This is a genomic window from Tardiphaga sp. (genome assembly GCF_044336785.1).
Taxonomy (GTDB): domain Bacteria; phylum Pseudomonadota; class Alphaproteobacteria; order Rhizobiales; family Xanthobacteraceae; genus Tardiphaga.
Genome location: NZ_JBIIOT010000016.1, coordinates 42,143 through 59,632, shown reverse-complemented (window position 1 = coordinate 59,632; position 17,490 = coordinate 42,143). Strand labels below are relative to the sequence as shown.

Annotated in this window: 15 protein-coding genes; 6 read left to right on the top strand and 9 right to left on the bottom strand. The window is 63.0% G+C overall.

The features are described 5' to 3' along the window. Positions 1-42: 42 nt before the first annotated feature. The 3 genes from ACIQ2A_RS07445 to ACIQ2A_RS07435 all read right to left on the bottom strand — a co-directional run bounded on the left by ACIQ2A_RS07445 (position 43) and on the right by ACIQ2A_RS07435 (position 2,489). Positions 43-597, bottom strand: a complete 555-nt coding sequence (locus tag ACIQ2A_RS07445; RefSeq protein WP_398477414.1) for a TIGR03809 family protein — start codon at positions 595-597, stop codon at positions 43-45. Between the two features lie 525 nt (positions 598-1,122). Beyond that, positions 1,123-1,923, bottom strand: coding sequence for a hypothetical protein (locus ACIQ2A_RS07440; RefSeq protein ID WP_398477412.1), 801 nt, complete (start codon positions 1,921-1,923; stop codon positions 1,123-1,125). After that, positions 1,920-2,489, bottom strand: coding sequence for a sigma-70 family RNA polymerase sigma factor (locus ACIQ2A_RS07435; RefSeq protein WP_398477410.1), 570 nt, complete (start codon positions 2,487-2,489; stop codon positions 1,920-1,922). Before ACIQ2A_RS07435 ends, ACIQ2A_RS07440 begins: the two co-directional genes overlap by 4 nt. 418 nt (positions 2,490-2,907) lie before the next feature. Between ACIQ2A_RS07435 and ACIQ2A_RS07430 the strand changes: the two genes are divergently transcribed. The 3 genes from ACIQ2A_RS07430 (at position 2,908) to ACIQ2A_RS07420 (ending at position 6,403) form a co-directional block, all read left to right on the top strand. Further along, entirely contained in the window at positions 2,908-4,056 is a 1,149-nt protein-coding gene (locus ACIQ2A_RS07430) for a GGDEF domain-containing protein (protein ID WP_398477408.1), read from the top strand. Between the two features lie 79 nt (positions 4,057-4,135). Then, positions 4,136-5,248 (top strand): DUF2336 domain-containing protein, encoded by a 1,113-nt coding sequence (locus ACIQ2A_RS07425; protein WP_398477406.1) that lies wholly within the window; start codon positions 4,136-4,138, stop codon positions 5,246-5,248. A 171-nt stretch (positions 5,249-5,419) separates the two neighbouring features. Next, positions 5,420-6,403 (top strand): NAD-dependent epimerase/dehydratase family protein, encoded by a 984-nt coding sequence (locus ACIQ2A_RS07420; protein ID WP_398477404.1) that lies wholly within the window; start codon positions 5,420-5,422, stop codon positions 6,401-6,403. Between the two features lie 125 nt (positions 6,404-6,528). Here ACIQ2A_RS07420 and ACIQ2A_RS07415 read toward each other — a convergent pair whose 3' ends face one another. The 5 genes from ACIQ2A_RS07415 to ACIQ2A_RS07395 form a co-directional block, all read right to left on the bottom strand. Continuing rightward, positions 6,529-7,836, bottom strand: a complete 1,308-nt coding sequence (locus ACIQ2A_RS07415) for an HlyD family type I secretion periplasmic adaptor subunit (RefSeq protein ID WP_398477401.1) — start codon at positions 7,834-7,836, stop codon at positions 6,529-6,531. After that, a complete protein-coding gene (locus tag ACIQ2A_RS07410) occupies positions 7,829-9,562 on the bottom strand; it encodes a type I secretion system permease/ATPase (RefSeq protein ID WP_398477399.1) in 1,734 nt (577 codons plus the stop codon). Before ACIQ2A_RS07410 ends, ACIQ2A_RS07415 begins: the two co-directional genes overlap by 8 nt. Positions 9,563-9,691: 129 nt before the next feature. Continuing rightward, on the bottom strand, positions 9,692-10,672 hold the full coding sequence (locus ACIQ2A_RS07405; RefSeq protein WP_398477397.1) for a hypothetical protein: 981 nt from the start codon (positions 10,670-10,672) through the stop codon (positions 9,692-9,694). A 162-nt stretch (positions 10,673-10,834) separates the two neighbouring features. Continuing rightward, positions 10,835-11,473 carry an NrsF family protein gene (locus ACIQ2A_RS07400; RefSeq protein ID WP_398477458.1) on the bottom strand — a complete coding sequence of 213 codons (639 nt, stop codon included), beginning with the start codon at positions 11,471-11,473 and terminating at the stop codon, positions 10,835-10,837. A 2-nt stretch (positions 11,474-11,475) separates the two neighbouring features. Then, positions 11,476-12,024, bottom strand: coding sequence for a sigma-70 family RNA polymerase sigma factor (locus ACIQ2A_RS07395; protein ID WP_398477395.1), 549 nt, complete (start codon positions 12,022-12,024; stop codon positions 11,476-11,478). A 232-nt stretch (positions 12,025-12,256) separates the two neighbouring features. On the opposite strand from ACIQ2A_RS07395, the gene ACIQ2A_RS07390 reads away from it, so the two are divergent. Both ACIQ2A_RS07390 and ACIQ2A_RS07385 read left to right on the top strand, forming a co-directional pair. Further along, positions 12,257-12,937 carry a hypothetical protein gene (locus ACIQ2A_RS07390; protein ID WP_398477393.1) on the top strand — a complete coding sequence of 227 codons (681 nt, stop codon included), beginning with the start codon at positions 12,257-12,259 and terminating at the stop codon, positions 12,935-12,937. A gap of 76 nt (positions 12,938-13,013) precedes the next feature. Further along, a complete protein-coding gene (locus tag ACIQ2A_RS07385; protein WP_398477391.1) occupies positions 13,014-13,793 on the top strand; it encodes an enoyl-CoA hydratase in 780 nt (259 codons plus the stop codon). Positions 13,794-13,863: 70 nt separating this feature from the next. On the opposite strand, the gene ACIQ2A_RS07380 is transcribed toward ACIQ2A_RS07385, so the two are convergent. After that, complete coding sequence (locus ACIQ2A_RS07380; RefSeq protein WP_398477389.1) at positions 13,864-15,705, bottom strand: acetyl-CoA hydrolase/transferase C-terminal domain-containing protein; 1,842 nt, start codon at positions 15,703-15,705, stop codon at positions 13,864-13,866. 300 nt (positions 15,706-16,005) lie between these two features. Between ACIQ2A_RS07380 and ACIQ2A_RS07375 the strand changes: the two genes are divergently transcribed. After that, positions 16,006-17,424 carry a TolC family outer membrane protein gene (locus tag ACIQ2A_RS07375; protein ID WP_398477387.1) on the top strand — a complete coding sequence of 473 codons (1,419 nt, stop codon included), beginning with the start codon at positions 16,006-16,008 and terminating at the stop codon, positions 17,422-17,424. The last annotated feature ends 66 nt before the right edge of the window (positions 17,425-17,490 follow it).

The window sequence follows — 17,490 nt, the reverse complement described above, 5'->3', positions numbered from 1 at the left end:
GCAGGCACGCCGCGCTTTGCCCACCCTGCAGCGACAGTTGCGTTACATCGCTGCGGCGCGGAGCATCGGGTAGCGGGCGACGATAGCGTCGTGGTCGAACAGATCCAGCGGCGACACCGCATGCACCGGCGGCTCGATCTCGCGCATCTCCACCACAGTGTTTGCGGCGGAATGATCGACGATCACCTCGCTCATGGCGACGAGCGGCGGCTTTCGCGCGGCGTCGCGTTGGGCGGCGTGATCCTCGAAGGACAGCACCTCTGCCTCGTGCTGCACGGTCGCCTCAGCAACCTCGGCAGCTGCGATTTCGATGGCGGCAACAAGCGGCTGAACGCGCGGCGTCTCGCGGATCACGGGCGCGACATATTCACCATTGGCCAAGGCCCGCCAACGCTCGGCTGCATCCTTGGCTTCCTGGATATTGTCGAGAAAATCGGTTTCGGTGTGAAAGCGGCGCCAGCGGCCGCTCTCGAACAATTCGGTGAGGTAGCTCAAACGCTGTTCAGCGAGGACGGCCCAGCGCTGCACGACCTTGCGGGATTTGAGGTCGCCGGGATAAGGCAAGGCATTCTGAAAGCGTGCTGGATGCAACGACATGTGCATGTCCGCGAAAGAGAAAAACGGAATCAACGCAACAGAATCACTGATCGGTAATGCGAGAACGATCTGTGGAAAAACGTTCTCAGTCTAGCGAAATGTGTCCGGAACAAGTCATTTTCCGGGCGCAAGCCTCGCGAAAGCTCCGTGAAATCTGCACTTCTTCTGTCAAGCCGAGTCGGCGAATGGCTGTATGTCACCGAAGGTTGGAACAAATTCACAGAGCGTCTTAGTGCATTGTTAACCCTGAGATCGTTAACGCAGCGTTAATGGAAAGACCCGCCCGGGGGGACAACCGGACGGGTCGAGCGATACCTGGGGCGCAATTGGGCGCTTGCGCCAAGGACTGGCGTCGCTGGGGAGGGGAAAGCCGCTCCCATGGTCATGAGTCCGCGCAGGGCGCAAAACGTTCAAAGAATTCGATGGTCAATTGCAGGGCGGATGAGCGCAGCGTCATCCGCCGGCCGAATGCGTGTGGCGAAGCGCGGCGGATGACGGCTTCGCCTCATCCGCCCTACGGCCCAACTACTGCGCCGGCACCGCCATGCTGACGATTTTCTCGTTTTCGAGACGACGGATCAGGCCGGCCTGCTGGTCCTTGGTCATGATCTGGCTGCCGAACTGCAGACGGAACAGACCGCTTTTATCATTGCCGACAATCGTGCCCTGATAGGCGTCGAGCAGAGCGGTGATGTCCGACATCCGCGCGGTGGGCGCAAAGCGGACGTCCAGGCGCGTTGGGCCGCCGACAGCAGCTTCGACCGCAGGCGCCGATGATTGCATCGACCGCGTGGTGATCGCCGGCGCGCTCCGCACGGCCGGGGCGGGCGCCACGCTTGGCGCTGCCGTGGTGGGCGCAGCAGCCTTGGGCGCCACGGCCTCCTGGTTCAGCGGACGGAAACCGCCCTCCTCGCGCTGCATGACGATGCTGCCGATCACACCGGCCTGCAGCATGATCGCGAGGCAGCCGATTGCAGTGCCCGCCATCAGCGTGCGCGGCGACAGGCCGCCAAACCAGCTCGTAAGGCGCGAGCCGAAGCTGACCGATTTCGAGGTGTCCTTGCGAACAGGCTCGGCATCGATGGCGGCAAACAGTTTTTGCATGGCGCGGCCCGAGGGCGCGCCGAGGCTTTCGTTCAGCGCGATGGTCTCGGCATATTCCTCGCGGATCACGTCATACTGGCGCGCCAGATCGGCATCGCGGGCGAGCGCCTCCTCGACGCGTCGCGCATCGCGCGCGCTGAGCGTGCCTGCGGCGTGCCAAGGCAGCAAGGCCTCGATCTCGCCCGGCTCCTGCTCCGGCAGTTTGTTGGTCATCGCCATCATGGCCAGCCTCGTTCAATGCCGGCTGCCTTCAGCAGTTCGGCCAATTTCTTGCGCGCATAGAACAGACGCGTTTTCACGGTGTTCTCTGGAATTCCTATCAGCTCGGCCACCTCCTCCACGGATTTCTCGTGGTAGTAGACGAGGTCAACGATCTCGCGGTGATCTGCGGTCAGCGACGACAGACAACGTCGCAACGCGTCACCTTTATCTTTCTTCTGGACGGTCACCTCAGGATCGTCGGACGTGTCCTCGATCGCATTGGCGGTTTCGTCGTCCAGTTCGGCATCCTTGCGCTTCCGTAATGCGGAGAGCGCCTTGAACCGCGTAATGGCCAGCAACCAGGTCGAGACGGCCGAACGCCCCTCGAACTTGCCGGCCTGACGCCACACATCCAGGAACACCTCGCTGATAAGGTCCTCCGCAATCGCTTCGTTCCGCACCAGCCTGAGGCCGAAGCGAAACACCCGGACGTGATGGCGCCCATAAAGCACCTGCATCGCGAGACGGTCGCCCTGCGCAATCCGGCTGATCAGGGTCTCATCTGATGTCGCCTGGGTCGCGCTCACTTTCCGTCTCGCAAGGTTGGTCGGGTTGAAATCACAAGAGGTTCGACTGGCAAGGCAAATTCTTCTCAAAATCGCGCGGAATACACCACAGGCTGCCGACAAGGTGGCGGCGGGACGTTCCGGCTGGGAAGCGTGGGTGGATGGGTACCATAGAGCTCGTTCGTTTCCGAGTATGTCCGCATCATTCACCCAAACAAGCTTACGAAATCGACAGCGGCAAGCGACCCTGCCCGATCTGCTGCCGGATTCAGTCTCGCAGATCGGCGGTCTGCCTGGCGCCCCTACTCAGATACGGGAAATTCTCTCGACAATCTAGTGACATAGCCCAATGATCGAGGACGGTTGCGCGTCCATAGATACCAAACTTAAAGGCTTTGGAACCTAATGTTCCATCTATGAAACCCAATGACTGGGATCGATGACAGTAATCGCCGGCTCACTCTACGATCCCGCAAACGGCGATTTCGAAGCCGTCGACGGCGAGTCGTTGCCGCTGATGCGCGCGCGCCGGTTGCGACGTCGGCGCCAGACCTTCATCGTGGCCGGCGCGAGCCACGTCATCAATATCGCCTTGCTTGCGGTCTTCGCCGCAGCCGGCACCATCTCCATCACGCTGGTGATGGTGTTCACCTGCTGCGCGATCGCAAAGGTTGCGGCCTTCATGGCGGTTTCCGAAAGCGGGCTGAGCGACCGCTGGAAGGATCACTTCCTCGCAGCCCCCTATACGGCCGTGACCTGCGCGATGATGCTGGGCTTCATCTATGCTGCGCCCCAGGTCGCCGTCGTTTTTCTTTGTGCTTTCTTTCTCATCGCCAATGTCATCGCCTTCCGCGCCGAGCCGCTGCGGGGTGCCATTGCTTGCATGATGATCAGCGGCGGCGTCATCGCGCTCTATCTGCTGGCAGACCTGCCGCTGGTCGCGCCATCGGGCAATGCGCTCGAACGGCTTGCGACGCTGCTGACCTTCGCGGCAACGCTGGCGCGCATCATGTTCATCAATATTTTCGCGAGCCGCGTGCGCGATGGTCTGTTCCGTCGCAGCGCCGCACTGGAGACCGCCTATAAGCGCATCGAGGAGCTGGCCGAAGTCGACGAGCTCACCGGCGCGCTGAACCGCCGCAGCATCATGAAGCTGCTCGACGACGAGATCGCCCGCTGCCAGCAGAACGATTTGCCCTGCAGCATCGCGCTGATCGATCTCGACCATTTCAAGCAGATCAATGATCGGTTCGGCCATCTCACCGGCGACGAGGTGCTGCGCACCTTTGCCATCAGCATCTTCGCCAATATCCGCGGCATCGACAAATTCGGACGCTTCGGCGGCGAAGAATTTCTGATGTTGCTGCCGGAGACCTCGCATGACAGCGCCACGCGGATGCTCGATCGGTTGCGTGTCATTGTCGAGACGCTCGACTGGAGCGCGTTCTCCGACGGGCTGACCGTCACCATCTCGGCGGGTGTTGCGACTCTTCGCGCAAGCGAGACATCGGAATCCCTGCTTGCTCGCGCCGACATTGCCCTTTACGCAGCCAAGGAGCGCGGCCGGAACCGTATTGCAGCCGCCTGATCTTTTTTGACGACCACTGTTTGACCACCCCTGGGCGACCGAGAACGGGCGCCTGTTTTGAATGCTCTAGGACAGAGTCATGGTTTTCAAATCGCCGTTATCGGCCAATCTGCTGGATGACCTGCAGACCGCATTAGCGCATGGAAATGTCGCACGCCGTGTCGACATGCTGCGCCAGGTCACCGATCTGTTCATCGATCATGCCGCGGAATACTCGGCGGCACAGATCGCCGTGTTCGACGATGTGTTCGAATGCCTGATCGAGCATCTGGAATCCCATACCAAGATTCTGCTCGCCCAACGTCTCGGCCTTGCCAGCAGTGCGCCGCCGCGCGTGGTGCGCAGCCTCGCTTTCGACGATCTGGTCGAAGTGGCGGCCCCGCTGCTGTCACAGTCCAGCCAGCTCGACGAAAATGCGCTGATCGAGAATGCCCGCACCAAGAGCCAGGGGCACCTGATGGCGATTTCGACGCGCAAGACATTGAGCGGCGCCGTCACCGAGATCCTGGTCGAGCGCGGCAATGACGCGGTGGTCATGAGCACCGTCAACAATCAGGGCGCATCCTTTTCCGAGCTGGGCTACAACCGGCTGGTGCAACGCGCCGAAACCAGCGACGGCATCGCCTCCTGCGTCGCCTTGCGTCCGTCGATCCCGCGCCATCATCTGCTGAAACTGATCAGCCGCGCCTCGGCATCGGTGCGCGCGCGGATGGCAGCCGCCAATCCGAAGCTCGCCGGCGAGATCTCCGCCGCGATCCAGAAGGCTACGCGACAGACACGCTCGGCATCGGCCACGCTGAGCGAGGAAGCCGCAATCTCCCATGAGCTGGTGCGCCTGCTCTACAAGGACGGCCGCCTCGACGAGAACGAGGTGCTCAAATTCGCCATCAATGACAAATTCGACGAGGCCAATGCAGCGATCGCATGCCTGGCCCATGTGCCGGTATCCGTTGTCGAAGCGATGATGATCGAGGCCAGCAACGAAGGCATCCTCATCCTGTCGAAGGTCGCCAACTTCTCATGGCCCACCGTCAAGGCGATCATCGACCTCAGGCAACGACTGGCGAACCAGCCGCTGTCCGAAAACATTGCCGAGCGCGACACTTATGAACGCCTGCGGCCGTCGACCGCCCAGCAGGTGCTGCGCTTCCACCGCATGCAGCAGGCGACGGCGGATACATCCGTCGCCTGATCACGCGCCGCTCCGCGCGGCAGTCTGTGCCATCGCCCGCATCGACAGCAACACCAATTGCGCTGAGCTGCCATTCGCCCAGCAGGCATCGACTTGCCTCGGTAGGCGTTGATAGTGATGCCGTCGCGGCGATCAACGCCGCAAGAGCGCAACGACAACAGGGCGGACTCCATGCGTGTGTTGATTACAGGCGCCGGTGGCTTCATCGGCACGACACTCACCGCAGCGCTGTTGCAAGGCGGTGCGCTAAAGAATGCCAAAGGCGAGAGCGAGCGGATCGACGAGATCCTGTTGCTGGATACATATCTGCCCGCGACATCCGATCCGCGCCTCACACGCATGCAGGCGAATATTTCCGATCGCGATACGCGTGCGCAGATCGCGGCCTGGAAACCGCATAGCGTGTTTCATCTCGCTGCCGTGCTGACCAGTGCTGCCGAGGAAGATCCTGCCGCCGCCCTCGCCGTCAATGTCTCGTCTCTCGCTGCTTTGATCGAGACGGTCGGCAGCGACACGTCACCGCCGCGCTTCATCTTCCCGAGTTCGATCGCCGTATTCGGCGGGCTGCTGCCCGACAATGTCGATGACGATCACCTGCAGAAACCGCAGACCTCCTATGGCACGCACAAGGCCATTGCCGAGCTGATGCTGGCCGATGCGACGCGGCATGGCGTGATCGATGCCCGCGCATTGCGGCTGCCGATCGTGCTGGTGCATCCGGGCCCGCCCACCAATTCGGTTTCCGACCGCATCGCCGGCCTGGTGCGCGACAGCGTCGCCGGCAAGCCGTCGGTTTGTCCGCTGCGGCCGGATACCAAAGTGCCGGTTGTGTCGGTGGATACGGTGGTGCGCAACCTGATCACGCTGCATGATGCCGATACGGCGGCCCTGCGCGGCAAGCGCGTGCTCAATCAGCCGGCGCTCACGGTGAGCATGGACGACATCGTCACTGCGCTGAACATCGTGGCAGAGGTGGCGCCGCGCGTGACGTTCGAGCCAGATGCGGATTTGAAGAGGATCGTCGATGGCTGGCCGAAGGGTTTTGTCTCGACACGCGCGCCACTCGTTGGTGTGGTCGCAGACAAGACGTTTGACGAGATCATCATGAGCTATCAGCGGCATTTGGGGGCGCAGGCGAAGATCTCGGCGGCCTAGCGCCGCCCCTCATGGTGAGGAGGCGCATAAGCGCCGTCTCGAACCATGAGCTGGCCTGGCTCGGAGCTTGCGGCCATCCTTCGAGACGCGGCCTTCGGCCGCTCCTCAGGATGAGGGTTAGAGTATCACTTCTCCCTGAACGCCCGGTGCATCTGATCGGCCATCGGCTTCATCAGGTAGGATAGCAGCGTCCGCTCGCCTGTGCGGATGAACACTTCCACCGGCATGCCGGGCATCAGCTTCGTGCCGTTGAATTTCCTGATCTGGTCCTGGCCGATGGCAATACGGACCACGAAATAAGTCGGCCCACTCTTGTCCTCGCGCGACACATCGGCGCCGATGCGGGAGACCACGCCATCGATCTCCGGCGTGGTGCGCTGGTTGAAATTGGTGAAGCGCAGCACGGCGTTCTGGCCGAGCTTGACCTGATCGATCTCCTGCGGCGGCACGCGGGTCTCGACAATCAGGCTGTCGCTGTCCGGCACGATCATCATCACGGTCTCGCCAGCGGCGATGACGCCGCCTTCGGTGTGGACGTTGAGATCATGCACCAGCCCCGTCTGCGGCGCGCGAATTTCCAGCTTCTCGGCCTGATCGCGCGCGGTGACCTTCTTCTCGAAAGTCTCGGCATATTTGGCACGGACATCTGCCAGCTCCTTGGCGACATCGCTGCGAAAATCCTGATCGATCTGCATGATCTTCAACTCGGTCTCGGAGATCTTGCCCTTGGCTTGCGCGATGGAGGCCGTGAGCTGGCCGCGCTCGCCCAGCAGCCGCGCGGAGTCGCGCTGCAAGGTGACGAGGCGGGTGATGGAAACCAGCCGCTGCTCCCATAACTGCTCGACGCCGACGAGTTCCTTCGCTAGCAGCTCCGCCTCCTGCTTCTTCGCAGTCAGTTGATCGTCGAGACCGGTGATCTGCTCCTTAAGCTGCGACACCTGCTCGCGCAACTGATGCCTCTGCCCATCCGATGCATTGTGCCGGAGCTGGAAGAAACGCTGCTCCGCCGACATGATCACGCGCGCCGGGGAATCCTCGGGCAAGGATGTCAGCTCCTCGGGAAAGCCGATCTCGGCAAGCCCGTCGCGTTCGCTTTGCAGCCGCGCACGGCGTGCTTCAAGCTCCCACAGGCTCTTGGTGACGGCGGAGAGATTGGCTTGCGCCACGGTTTCGTCGAGGCGGATCAGCAGATCGCCGCTTTTCACCTGCGCGCCTTCGCTCACCAGCAGGTTCTTCACCACGCCGCCGGCGGGATGCTGTACCTTCTTGACGCTGGATTCCACGACCAGCGAACCATTCGAAATGATCGCGCCCGACATGTCCGTTGCCGCGCCCATGATGCCCATGCTGGCGACCATGAAGACGGCCGCACCACCCACCGCGAACATATGGCGACGGATCGACTGCTTGGTCTGCGCCACATCCCTACTCATGGGCTACCGCACGCTTTCTGCCTTTGTGCTCTGCCGCGGGCTGTTCGTTGGCTGCGACCGGCTGCGCTACAGGCTTTGGTGCCAGCAGCGGCAACACTGCATCGGTCTTTCCAAAAGCCTGTTGCCGGCCTTCATTGAGCACCAGCATGTGATCCACCACCGCCAGCAGCGCCGGCCGATGCGCGATCACCACCACAATGCCGCCGCGTTGCCGCACACCGGCAATGGCCCGCACCAAGGCGCGCTCGCCTTCGCTGTCGAGATTGGAATTGGGCTCGTCGAGTACGACGAGGAAGGGATCACCATAAAGCGCACGCGCCAGCGCGATGCGTTGGCGCTGACCACCTGACAGCATCAGACCGCCCTCGCCGACTTCCGTTTCATAGCCATTGGGCAGCCGCAGGATCAGATCATGCACGCCGGCCTGCTGGGCGGCCGCAAGCAGGCGCTCGGCATCGCCCTCAGCGGCGAAGCGCGAGATGTTCTGCGCCACGGTGCCGCGAAACAGCGCGACATCCTGTGGCAGAAAGCCGATCCACGCGCCGAGCGCCTGCGGATCCCATTGCGCCAGTGCCGCGCCATCGATGCGGATGACACCGCGGACCGGCGGCATGATGCCGACCAGCGCGCGCGCCAGCGTGGATTTGCCGGAACCACTGGGGCCAACCACCGCCATCGCACTGCCCGCCTGCAAGGCGAAGGAGACATCATGCAGGATCAGCGCTTCGGCGCGCGGCACCGTGAGGCTGACGGAATTGACACGGAGCTGTCGCGTGGGTTTTGGCAGATCGACGGGCTCTTTCTTCGCCGGCAGCGATGCCAGCGCGTCGCTGAGGCGCTCGAAGCTGGCGCGTGCTGCAATGAAGCCGCGCCAATTGGCGATGGCCAGTTCAATCGGCGCCAGCGCGCGGATCGACAGGATGGTGGCAGCGAGCATCACGCCCGGTGTGGCCTGCTGATTGATGACGAGCCAGGCACCGAGCGCCAGCACGCCGGATTGCAGGATCATGCGCAGGAAACGCGACGCGCTGCCAAAGCCGCCGGTGAGATCCGACGTCGCACGCTGGCCGTCGAGAAACGCATCGGTGCGCGCGGCCCAGAGATCGCCCATGCGGCGCTTCATGCCGAGCGCATGCACGACCTCCGCATGATTGAACACGGTCTCCGACATGCTGCGCCGCGCCGAGGCAAGCCCGACCAGCGCCTGCGTGGGATTGCGGCTGAAAGTCTCCGATGCCCAGGTGATGGCGCCAAGCATGATCGCACCGATAGCGACGGCGGCGCCCATCAGCGGATGAAACAGCGTGCAGACGAGGATGTAGAGCGGCGTCCACGGCAGATCGCAGGCGGCAATGAGACCGCTGCCGGACATAAAGCCGCGCACCGTGTCGAGATCGCGAATGTTTTGCAGGCCATCGGTGCCGGGTTTGGTCAGCGCCTGGTGCTGCACGCAATCGAACACGGCACCGCGGATGGACTGATCGAATCCATCGCCCATGCGCGCCAGCAGGCGGCTGCGCATGACATCCACGGCAGCCTGGATCAGCAGCAGCGTGACCGCGATCAGCAACAGGCCGATCAGCGTGGACAGGCTGCGGCTCGGCAGCACGCGATCATAGACCTGCAGCATGAAAAGCGGGCCGACCAGCATCAACAGATTGACGATGAAGCTCGCACTCGCAACCGCAATCAATGCAATACGTGTTTCGCCAAGGGCAGAACGCATGGGGGCCGGCAACGCTGACGGCCGAAAACGCAGGCTACTCATTGACATCCTCTCGGCTGACGCACCGGGTGATGGGGGATGTGCGCGGCACCGGCAGAGGCATCGCTGCCCCTGCCGGTGTATTGCGGCTCAGAGAATGTGGGTGCCGTGCAGATCGAGAATGCCGTGATCGCCGATCAGGGCATCGGTGATGCCGCCGAGATCGAGCGGCGCGGCCGCGTGAGCGGATGTTGCAGTGTCGGACGCCGCTTCGCCGCCGAGGAGTTCACCGCCGAGCAGACCGCCCACGAGGCCATGCGGCCCGAGCAGCGTGCCGGTCAGCGCGTCCGTTCCTGCACCGCCGAGGCCGGGGATGTCGAGGATACCGCCGTCGCCGCTGGAGCCACCGAGCAGGTTACCGAGGATTGGCAGCTCATGCAGGCTGCCGGTCAGGCCGGTGACCAGATCGGCGACGGGATCCAACAGGCCGGTATTGCCGAGCAGATCATCGAGGGCGTGAACGACGGAGCCCACGGTCTCGCCGACATGCTCGATGGTGTCGCCGAGGCCGCCATTCAGAAGTCCGCCACTCAACAATCCCAACGGCGCGCCGAGCAGGCCACCGATTGGATCGGCGTGACTGCCTGTGGCGGCTGGCAGAAGGCTTCCACCTTGCGCAACAGTGTCGGTGAGTTGCTGGGTGAGATCGAGGGGCAACTGGATGAGATCGCCCTGATCGCCGAGCAGATCGGTCGGCAGGTGCAGGTCGCTGACGACGCTTTGCACGGTGTCGGAGGCCGGCTGCAGGAGGTGCGTCAGGTCGATTTGCGAATCCGGTTCCGCGTTGAGGATGTCGCCGATGCCGAGCAGGTGAGACAGATCGGGACTCGACGCATCGGCGCTCGCATCTGCAGAGAGATCAAGCTGGATCGGATCGAGGAGCGGATGCGTGTCCGTGGTCGACGCCGTGGCATCCAGGCTCGCGTCTGCTGAGATGGCGTCGTCATTCAGCAATGCGGTGAGAGACAAGTGAGACGCGGCATCGGCGCTGGTTCCTGATAACAGTGCGGCCGATCCGGCAAGCACTTCGGCCAGCCGGTTGTTATCGCTTCCATTCAGAGGTGTCGTCATGAGGTGCAGCTCCACGCTTGGTCAGACGTGAAACGAGAACGACAAGTCGTGCGGGTTGTTGCAGGGAGGATGCTACCTACGGGCTCGTTGGGTAACGCACCGCTACGCGGATCGAGCGGAGTTTGTGAAAGTCTTAGATAGATGGAACGCCGTCGTGTTCTATCAATAGCGCAGCACACGCGTGCCGGCGAACGCGCCAAGCGCCGTCACGGCCGCCGTCGCGATCGTGTACCAGACCGCGACGAACAGCGGCGAGTCGTCGGTGCAATGCGTGGCATAGACGGTGGCTGCCAATCCCGACGACATCAGGCCTGCCAGTGCGCCGACAAAAGCCGGACGCGCCGTTGCACCCTGTCGCAGCGCCCACAAGGCGGCGCCGAGGATCGGCAGCGACAGCAGTGAGATCGCCGCCGTGCATAGCATCGCGCCCTTGCCCACCATCCGCGTCATCATCGGCGAGCGCTGCGGCATCATCATCTCGGCAATGATGGCGCCGATCAGGATGAAAGGTGCCAGCAGCAGCATCCACACCCAGCGGCCGAGCACGGCCTCGGGCCGCGACAGATGCACGCTGATGACGATGGCGGGAATCGCCAGCGCCAGCGCGATGACGAATTTCAGATCGAAGAACGGATTGCGCATCGCGGCCATGAAATCCGGACGCAGGCCGATGGTGACAAGCATCATCGCTGCGACCACTGGCAGTGCGATGAGTAGAGCCACGGCCAGTTGCGTGCGTACCGGCTGCGGCCGGTGATCATTGTCGGCGGCGAGCGCCAGGAGCAAGCGGTCGGTATCCATCATCAATCCTCCCGCAATTTTGCAGCAAGGCTCGCAAGCCCGCGATGCAGAGCGACGCGCACATTGCCTTCGGTCATCGATAGTTTCTCTGCTGTCTGCCGGATCGACGCATTCTCCACCGCGATGGATTGCAGCACATCGCGCTGGCGCGGCGAGAGATCGCCGAGATGGCTGGCGATATCCACACTCGGCAAAGCTTCGGCCTGCGGCTCGCTCGGCAGCGTCTCGGAGAAATCCTCGATATCAACGAAGATGCGGCGGCCGCGCTTGCGCAGGGCATCGATCAGCTTGTTGCGCGCGATCGCGAACAGCCACGGCGCAAAGGGCGCGTTGGCGTCCCATGTATGCCGCTTCAGATGCACCGCGAGTAGAATGTCCTGCACGATATCCTCGGCCTGGTCAGGCGGCTGTCCGGCGCGCGACAACCCCTGCCGCGCACCCGCGCGCAGCACGGGCGTGATCGACTTCAACAGGCGGTGATAGGCCGCGCCGTCTCCGGCATTGGCCGACCGCATCAGATCGGTCCATTCCTCGTCGTCACGTCCGCGCACGCGCGCTCCTGAAGGCATTTCGGCGGCGGGATCAGAATGTTACGCCCGCGCCCGAGAGATCACAGAAGCGTGACCCGCTGCGCTGCGCGCTGCCGGAGCCTGCCCTGTGTTCCGGCTCATAGCACCATTGCGGCGCGAAGGGACCCGAAGATTCCCCTTTTTTGCCCCCATGTGGTCACGCGCGCAGTTTCCTTATGGACCCGTTGGGGCGGGTATCCTTGGGGAGACTAAAATGAAATTCAGCACCACCGGGCACGCCGCCTGGATTCTTGCGGCGGGATTGTGCGTATCTGCAGCCCTGTTCCCTGCCACCCATGCCGCAGCGCAGGAAGCAGCCCAGGCGCCCGAACAGCCCGCCGCTGCCGTCGGCAGCGCCACAGGTGTCACCGCCGCCCCAGCCCAGCCGACCCGCCTGCATCCGAAAAAGACGGCAAGCAAATCCCGCAAGGCGGAGCGTCAGGCCAAGGCCAAGAAGCCGGCCCAGGAAGAGACCGCCAAGGCGGAAGAGCTGAAGCCGACGCAGGACGACACGATGTCGCCGGCCGTCGCCAATGCGAATGCGCAGTGGGCCAATGAGGCCAAACCGACCGACACCTACAACATGTCCGCCCAGGCCGGGACTGTGCTGAGCCAGATGGGCGCACAGCCTGAACCGCAGGCAACCGCAGCCGACAGCGCGCATGCCGAACAGGTGGTTGCCCCCGATCAGTTCAACGATCTCGACCGCGCCGCCGAGGAACAGCCGCCGCTGACGCTTGCGAAGGCCACCATCGATACGCCGCCTGCAGCCATCCCTTCCGCGACGGTCGAGAACAGCAAGCCGTGGGAGCAGACCTCGCTGATCGGCAAGGTCTTCATCGCGCTCGGCGGACTGCTCACGCTGGCGTCTGCAGCGCGGATGTTTATCGCTTGAACCTCATCCCCTGAGCGGGCAAATTGCGCGCGGTCGCCGGGTCCGGCGGCTGCAGCAATAAACCGCGGGATGAAACATGAGCAGCTTCGAACACATTCTCGTCGAGCGCAAAGGCGCCGTCGGCATCGTGACCCTGAACCGTCCGAAGATGCTCAATGCACTGTCCTTCGGCGTCTTCAGCGAGATCAAAGTCGCTATCGACGATCTCGAATCCGACGACTCGGTCGGCTGCATCATCGTCACCGGCAGCGAGAAGGCCTTTGCCGCCGGCGCCGACATCAAGGAGATGCAGCCTAAGGGCTTCATCGACATGTTCTCCGAAGACTTTACCAAGATCGGCGGCGATCGTGTCGCTACCTGCACCAAGCCGACGATCGCGGCCGTGTCCGGCTACGCACTCGGCGGCGGCTGCGAACTGGCGATGATGTGCGACATCATGATCTGCTCGGACACCGCAAAATTCGGCCAGCCGGAAATCACCCTCGGCACCATTCCCGGCATCGGCGGCACCCAGCGCCTGACACGCGCCATCGGCAAATCCAAGGCGATGGATCTCTGCCTCACCGGCCGCATGATGGATGCCGCAGAAGCTGAGCGCTCCGGCCTCGTCAGCCGCGTGGTGCCTGCCGACAAGCTGTTGGAAGAAGCGCTGGCCATGGCCGAGAAGATCGCCGCCATGTCGCGCCCTGTGGCCGCGATGGCCAAGAACGCCGTCAATCGTTCGCTGGAAACGTCACTCGCCGAAGGCCTGAAGGTCGAGCGCGACCTGTTCCACGCGACGTTTGCGCTTGAAGACCGCAGCGAAGGCATGGCGGCGTTCATCGAGAAGCGGAAGCCGGTGAATAAGAATCGGTAAGAGCGACGGCACTTCGTTCACCTCTCCCCGGCGGGGAGAGGTCGATCGAGCGTCGCTGTTGGTTTGATATTTATCGACGGTGCTTCAACGCTGCCATAACCAGTAATCGATAGGCCCGCTCCTTCATCGTGGTCGGCCTATCGAGTTTCAGGCGTGCAAGACATGCTTCGTCTTGCACATCCGGCACCGCTGTCAGCCCCTCCCAAAACAATCCGGCGAGTTTCGACGGCGCTTTCACGGCCGCGCTCAATATCTGCAGTGCCGGGATCAAGCGCTGCTCGACATCCGTGAAATCGCTGCCGAACGGAAACATCGGCAACAGGCCGGCATCGCGCGCCGGCTTCAATGCCGACACGATCCGTTCCGGTGTATTGTCGCGATGCGCAGCTCCGATTTCAAACTGCTTCGGCAGTTTGCCGGCATCCTTGGCCTGCCGCATCAGCTCCGGCTGGAAGCGCGAGTCGGCGATCGCGAGCATCGCGCCAATCGCGTCCGCATCAGATTTGCCGCGCAGGTCAGCGACGCCATACTCCGTCACAAACACATCACGCAGATGACGCGGAATTGTCTGGTGGCCATAGGACCAGCGGATATTCGATGCGACCTTCTTGCCCGGACGCGTGGCTTCCAGCGTGAGGATAGAGCGTGCGCCTTCGAGCGCAAAGGCCTGCGCGACGAAATTATACTGGCCACCGACGCCGCTGATCACCTGCCCGTCTTCGAGGCCATCGGAAATCGCAGCTCCCATCAACGTCGCCATCATGGTGTTGTTGACGAAATGCGCGTCCACGCGGGCGCGGCGTTTGTCGGCTTCCTCGCCATAGAGCTCGTTGGTGAACGACACCGCCATCATCTGGATTTTTGCCAGCCGCTCCGGCGGCATGTCGCGCAAGGCCGTATAGAAGGCTTTCGGTCCGAGGAAGAATGCCGCGTGCAGGATGGTCCCATCGACCTCGCGCTTGAGGATGCCCGCTTCGATCAGACCAAGAAACGCCTCGAACAGCATCTCGCTGATGCCATAGAGGCCTTGCGTGAATGGCGCGCTCTGCACCTGCACGGCCGGTGACAGCCGCTGCATCACTTGCTTGAACGCCGCATTGTCGCGATGGCGCGCGATCAATCCCTGCGCCAGCGCATCACCGATCTGGCCAATGCCGATCTGCAGCGTGCCGCCATCACGGATCAGACCCGCGGCATGCAGGCCGATGGCGTATTTGGTGTCGCTCACCGGCTCTGATGGCGGTGCGAAGAGCGGAAACTCCGTGTCCGGACTCTCAAGCAACGCATGAAATTCATCGCCGGCAAGATCGCCCTGCCCCGGCATATAAGGCAGCTCGGAATTCACTTGCCCGATCAGCTTGAACGACGCGCGGCCTTCAGCACGGGTGCGCATCAGGTCGAGCGTGGTGTCGGTGTTGCAGCTTAGACTGTAGCGCGCAGTGCCATCGACGACACGCTTGGCGACCAGCTGTGTGATCACATTGAGCCCGCGCGCCAGAAGATAGGATGCGGCATGGGTGTAATTCGCCGAGATGTAGTGCTGCTGCGCATCGGGGACACGCAGCCATTTGCCGGCGAGAAAGAAGAACTCGTTGACCTGGATATTCGGCGGCAGCTCGCGTTTGCGAATGGCGCTCGCATAATCGAGATCGGGATAGCCACCGAACAGGCGATCGATGACCGGGCCGATAAAACGCTTTTCCAGCTCATTCGATGGCCGCGGCTTTTCCAGCGTCAGCGCCGAGAAGAATGTGAGATTGATATTGCGATCGGCAACCGCGCGCCGATACAGCGCATTGATGACGTGATTGGCCTTGCCGAGACCGAGCGGCAATCCGACCACAAGCTTGGTGCCGACATCGCGGATGATGTCCTCGGCGATGGCATCAGGGTCGGAAAAAATCTTCGGCATGATGATCCCGATTGAACAGCGCGGACCGGAATTGGGTACCACTCTGCGAGTAACTGCGAATGTGCCCATGATGCAACAGCCGCGCGCGAATTGCGCGGTCACGTGGTCGCATTCCATCGTCTGCCCGATGCAGCTAGGGTCTTGATCAAGCAAGAAGATCAGGGCCTTGAAATGCCCTGTGGGGAACGCGTGAAAGCCCGGAGGTTCTTCGCCGGAAGGTTTGCCACTGTAGGCAACGCCCTCTAAACATACGAGTGGATGTCAGCGGGGGCGGATATCCGAAGATCGCTTTGGGACAAAATGACCAGTCATCGCGTAAGAATGGGCCGCGTCGCACGAAACGTGCTTCGGACCGGAACGGCCCTGGGATTGTTGAGCTGCAGCGTTTTCGCCATCGCGGACGCACGCGCTGAAACCGTCTCCGATGCACTCGTCAAGGCCTACCAGACCAACCCGCAACTCAACAGCGAGCGCGCCCGCCAGCGCGCCACCGATGAGAACGTGCCGCAGGCGATGGCCGGTTATCGGCCGCAGGTCATGGCCACGCTGAGCGCCGGCCTCCAGGCCGTGCGGAACCTGCAGGTCGACAATACGATTCAGGGCGCGACGCTGAAGCCATGGACCATCGGCGTCACCGTGACGCAGACGCTTTATAACGGCAACAAGACAGCCAACAGCGTGCGCGTCGCCGAATTCCAGGTGCAGTCCGGCCGCGAGGCACTGCGCAATGTCGGCCAGGGCGTGCTGCTCGATGCCGTCACCGTCTACATGAATGTGCTCGCCAACCAGTCGCTGGTGGAAGCGCAGCGCTCCAACGTCACCGCGCTGCGCGAGACGCTGGACATCGCCAAGAAGCGCCTCAATGCCGGCGACGTGACGCCGACCGATACCGCACAGGCGGAAGCACGTCTCGCCCGCGGCCAGGCCGATCTCAATGCCGCGGAAGTCGCGCTGTCGATCAGCCAGGCCACCTATGCCCAGGTCGTCGGCGTGCTGCCGAGCCGGCTGACCCCTGCCGAGCCGGTGGATCGCCTGCTGCCCCGCGGCCGCGAAGATGCGGTCACGCAGGCGTTCAAGGGCCACCCGGCCGTGCTTGCGGCCGGCTACGACGTCGATGTGGCCACGACCACCATCAAGGTCGCCGAAAGCAGCCTGCTGCCGACCCTCACCGTGCAGGGCAGCGCCAGCAAATCGAGCCAGTCGGATTCGACGCTCGGCACCTATGGCACCGATCAGGCCTCCATCATCGGCCAGCTCAATGCGCCGATCTATGATGGCGGTCTCGGTGCTGCGCAGACGCGTCAGGCCAAGCAGCTCTCGACTGTGAGCCGGCTGGTGCTTGAAATGGTGCGCAACCAGGCGCGCACCGCGGCCATCGGCGCATGGGTCTCCAATGAAGGCGCCAAGACCGCTGTGACCGCTGCCGAGGCCGAAGTCCGCGGCGCCGGCGTGGCCCTGCAGGGCGTGCAGCGCGAGGCCGCAGGTGGCCAGCGCACCACCGTGGAAGTGCTGAACGCCCAGCAGGACCTGATCCAGGCGAAAGCGCGCCTGATCGGTGCGCAACGCGATCGCGTGATCGCCTCTTATGCGCTCCTTAGCGCCATCGGCCGCCTCGACGTCAAGACGCTCGGCCTGAAAACGCCGGACTATCTGCCGGAAGTGCATTATCACCAGGTGCGCGATGCCTGGCACGGGCTGCGCACGCCGGACGGGAAGTAAGCACGGATGTAGGATGGGTTGAGCGGCGGCCGAAGGCCGGCGCGACAACCCATCAGCGGAGCTTGC

Excerpts from the sequence above, each read along its gene's own strand:
- ACIQ2A_RS07445 (WP_398477414.1), bottom strand. The coding sequence starts at position 597 with ATGTCGTTGCATCCAGCACGCTTTCAGAATGCCTTGCCTTATCCCGGC.
- ACIQ2A_RS07440 (WP_398477412.1), bottom strand. The coding sequence starts at position 1,923 with ATGATGGCGATGACCAACAAACTGCCGGAGCAGGAGCCGGGCGAGATC.
- ACIQ2A_RS07430 (WP_398477408.1), top strand. The coding sequence starts at position 2,908 with ATGACAGTAATCGCCGGCTCACTCTACGATCCCGCAAACGGCGATTTC.
- ACIQ2A_RS07425 (WP_398477406.1), top strand. The coding sequence starts at position 4,136 with ATGGTTTTCAAATCGCCGTTATCGGCCAATCTGCTGGATGACCTGCAG.
- ACIQ2A_RS07420 (WP_398477404.1), top strand. The coding sequence starts at position 5,420 with ATGCGTGTGTTGATTACAGGCGCCGGTGGCTTCATCGGCACGACACTC.
- ACIQ2A_RS07415 (WP_398477401.1), bottom strand. The coding sequence starts at position 7,836 with ATGAGTAGGGATGTGGCGCAGACCAAGCAGTCGATCCGTCGCCATATG.
- ACIQ2A_RS07410 (WP_398477399.1), bottom strand. The coding sequence starts at position 9,562 with ATGCGTTCTGCCCTTGGCGAAACACGTATTGCATTGATTGCGGTTGCG.
- ACIQ2A_RS07405 (WP_398477397.1), bottom strand. The coding sequence starts at position 10,672 with ATGACGACACCTCTGAATGGAAGCGATAACAACCGGCTGGCCGAAGTG.
- ACIQ2A_RS07400 (WP_398477458.1), bottom strand. The coding sequence starts at position 11,473 with ATGGATACCGACCGCTTGCTCCTGGCGCTCGCCGCCGACAATGATCAC.
- ACIQ2A_RS07390 (WP_398477393.1), top strand. The coding sequence starts at position 12,257 with ATGAAATTCAGCACCACCGGGCACGCCGCCTGGATTCTTGCGGCGGGA.
- ACIQ2A_RS07385 (WP_398477391.1), top strand. The coding sequence starts at position 13,014 with ATGAGCAGCTTCGAACACATTCTCGTCGAGCGCAAAGGCGCCGTCGGC.
- ACIQ2A_RS07380 (WP_398477389.1), bottom strand. The coding sequence starts at position 15,705 with ATGCCGAAGATTTTTTCCGACCCTGATGCCATCGCCGAGGACATCATC.
- ACIQ2A_RS07375 (WP_398477387.1), top strand. The coding sequence starts at position 16,006 with ATGACCAGTCATCGCGTAAGAATGGGCCGCGTCGCACGAAACGTGCTT.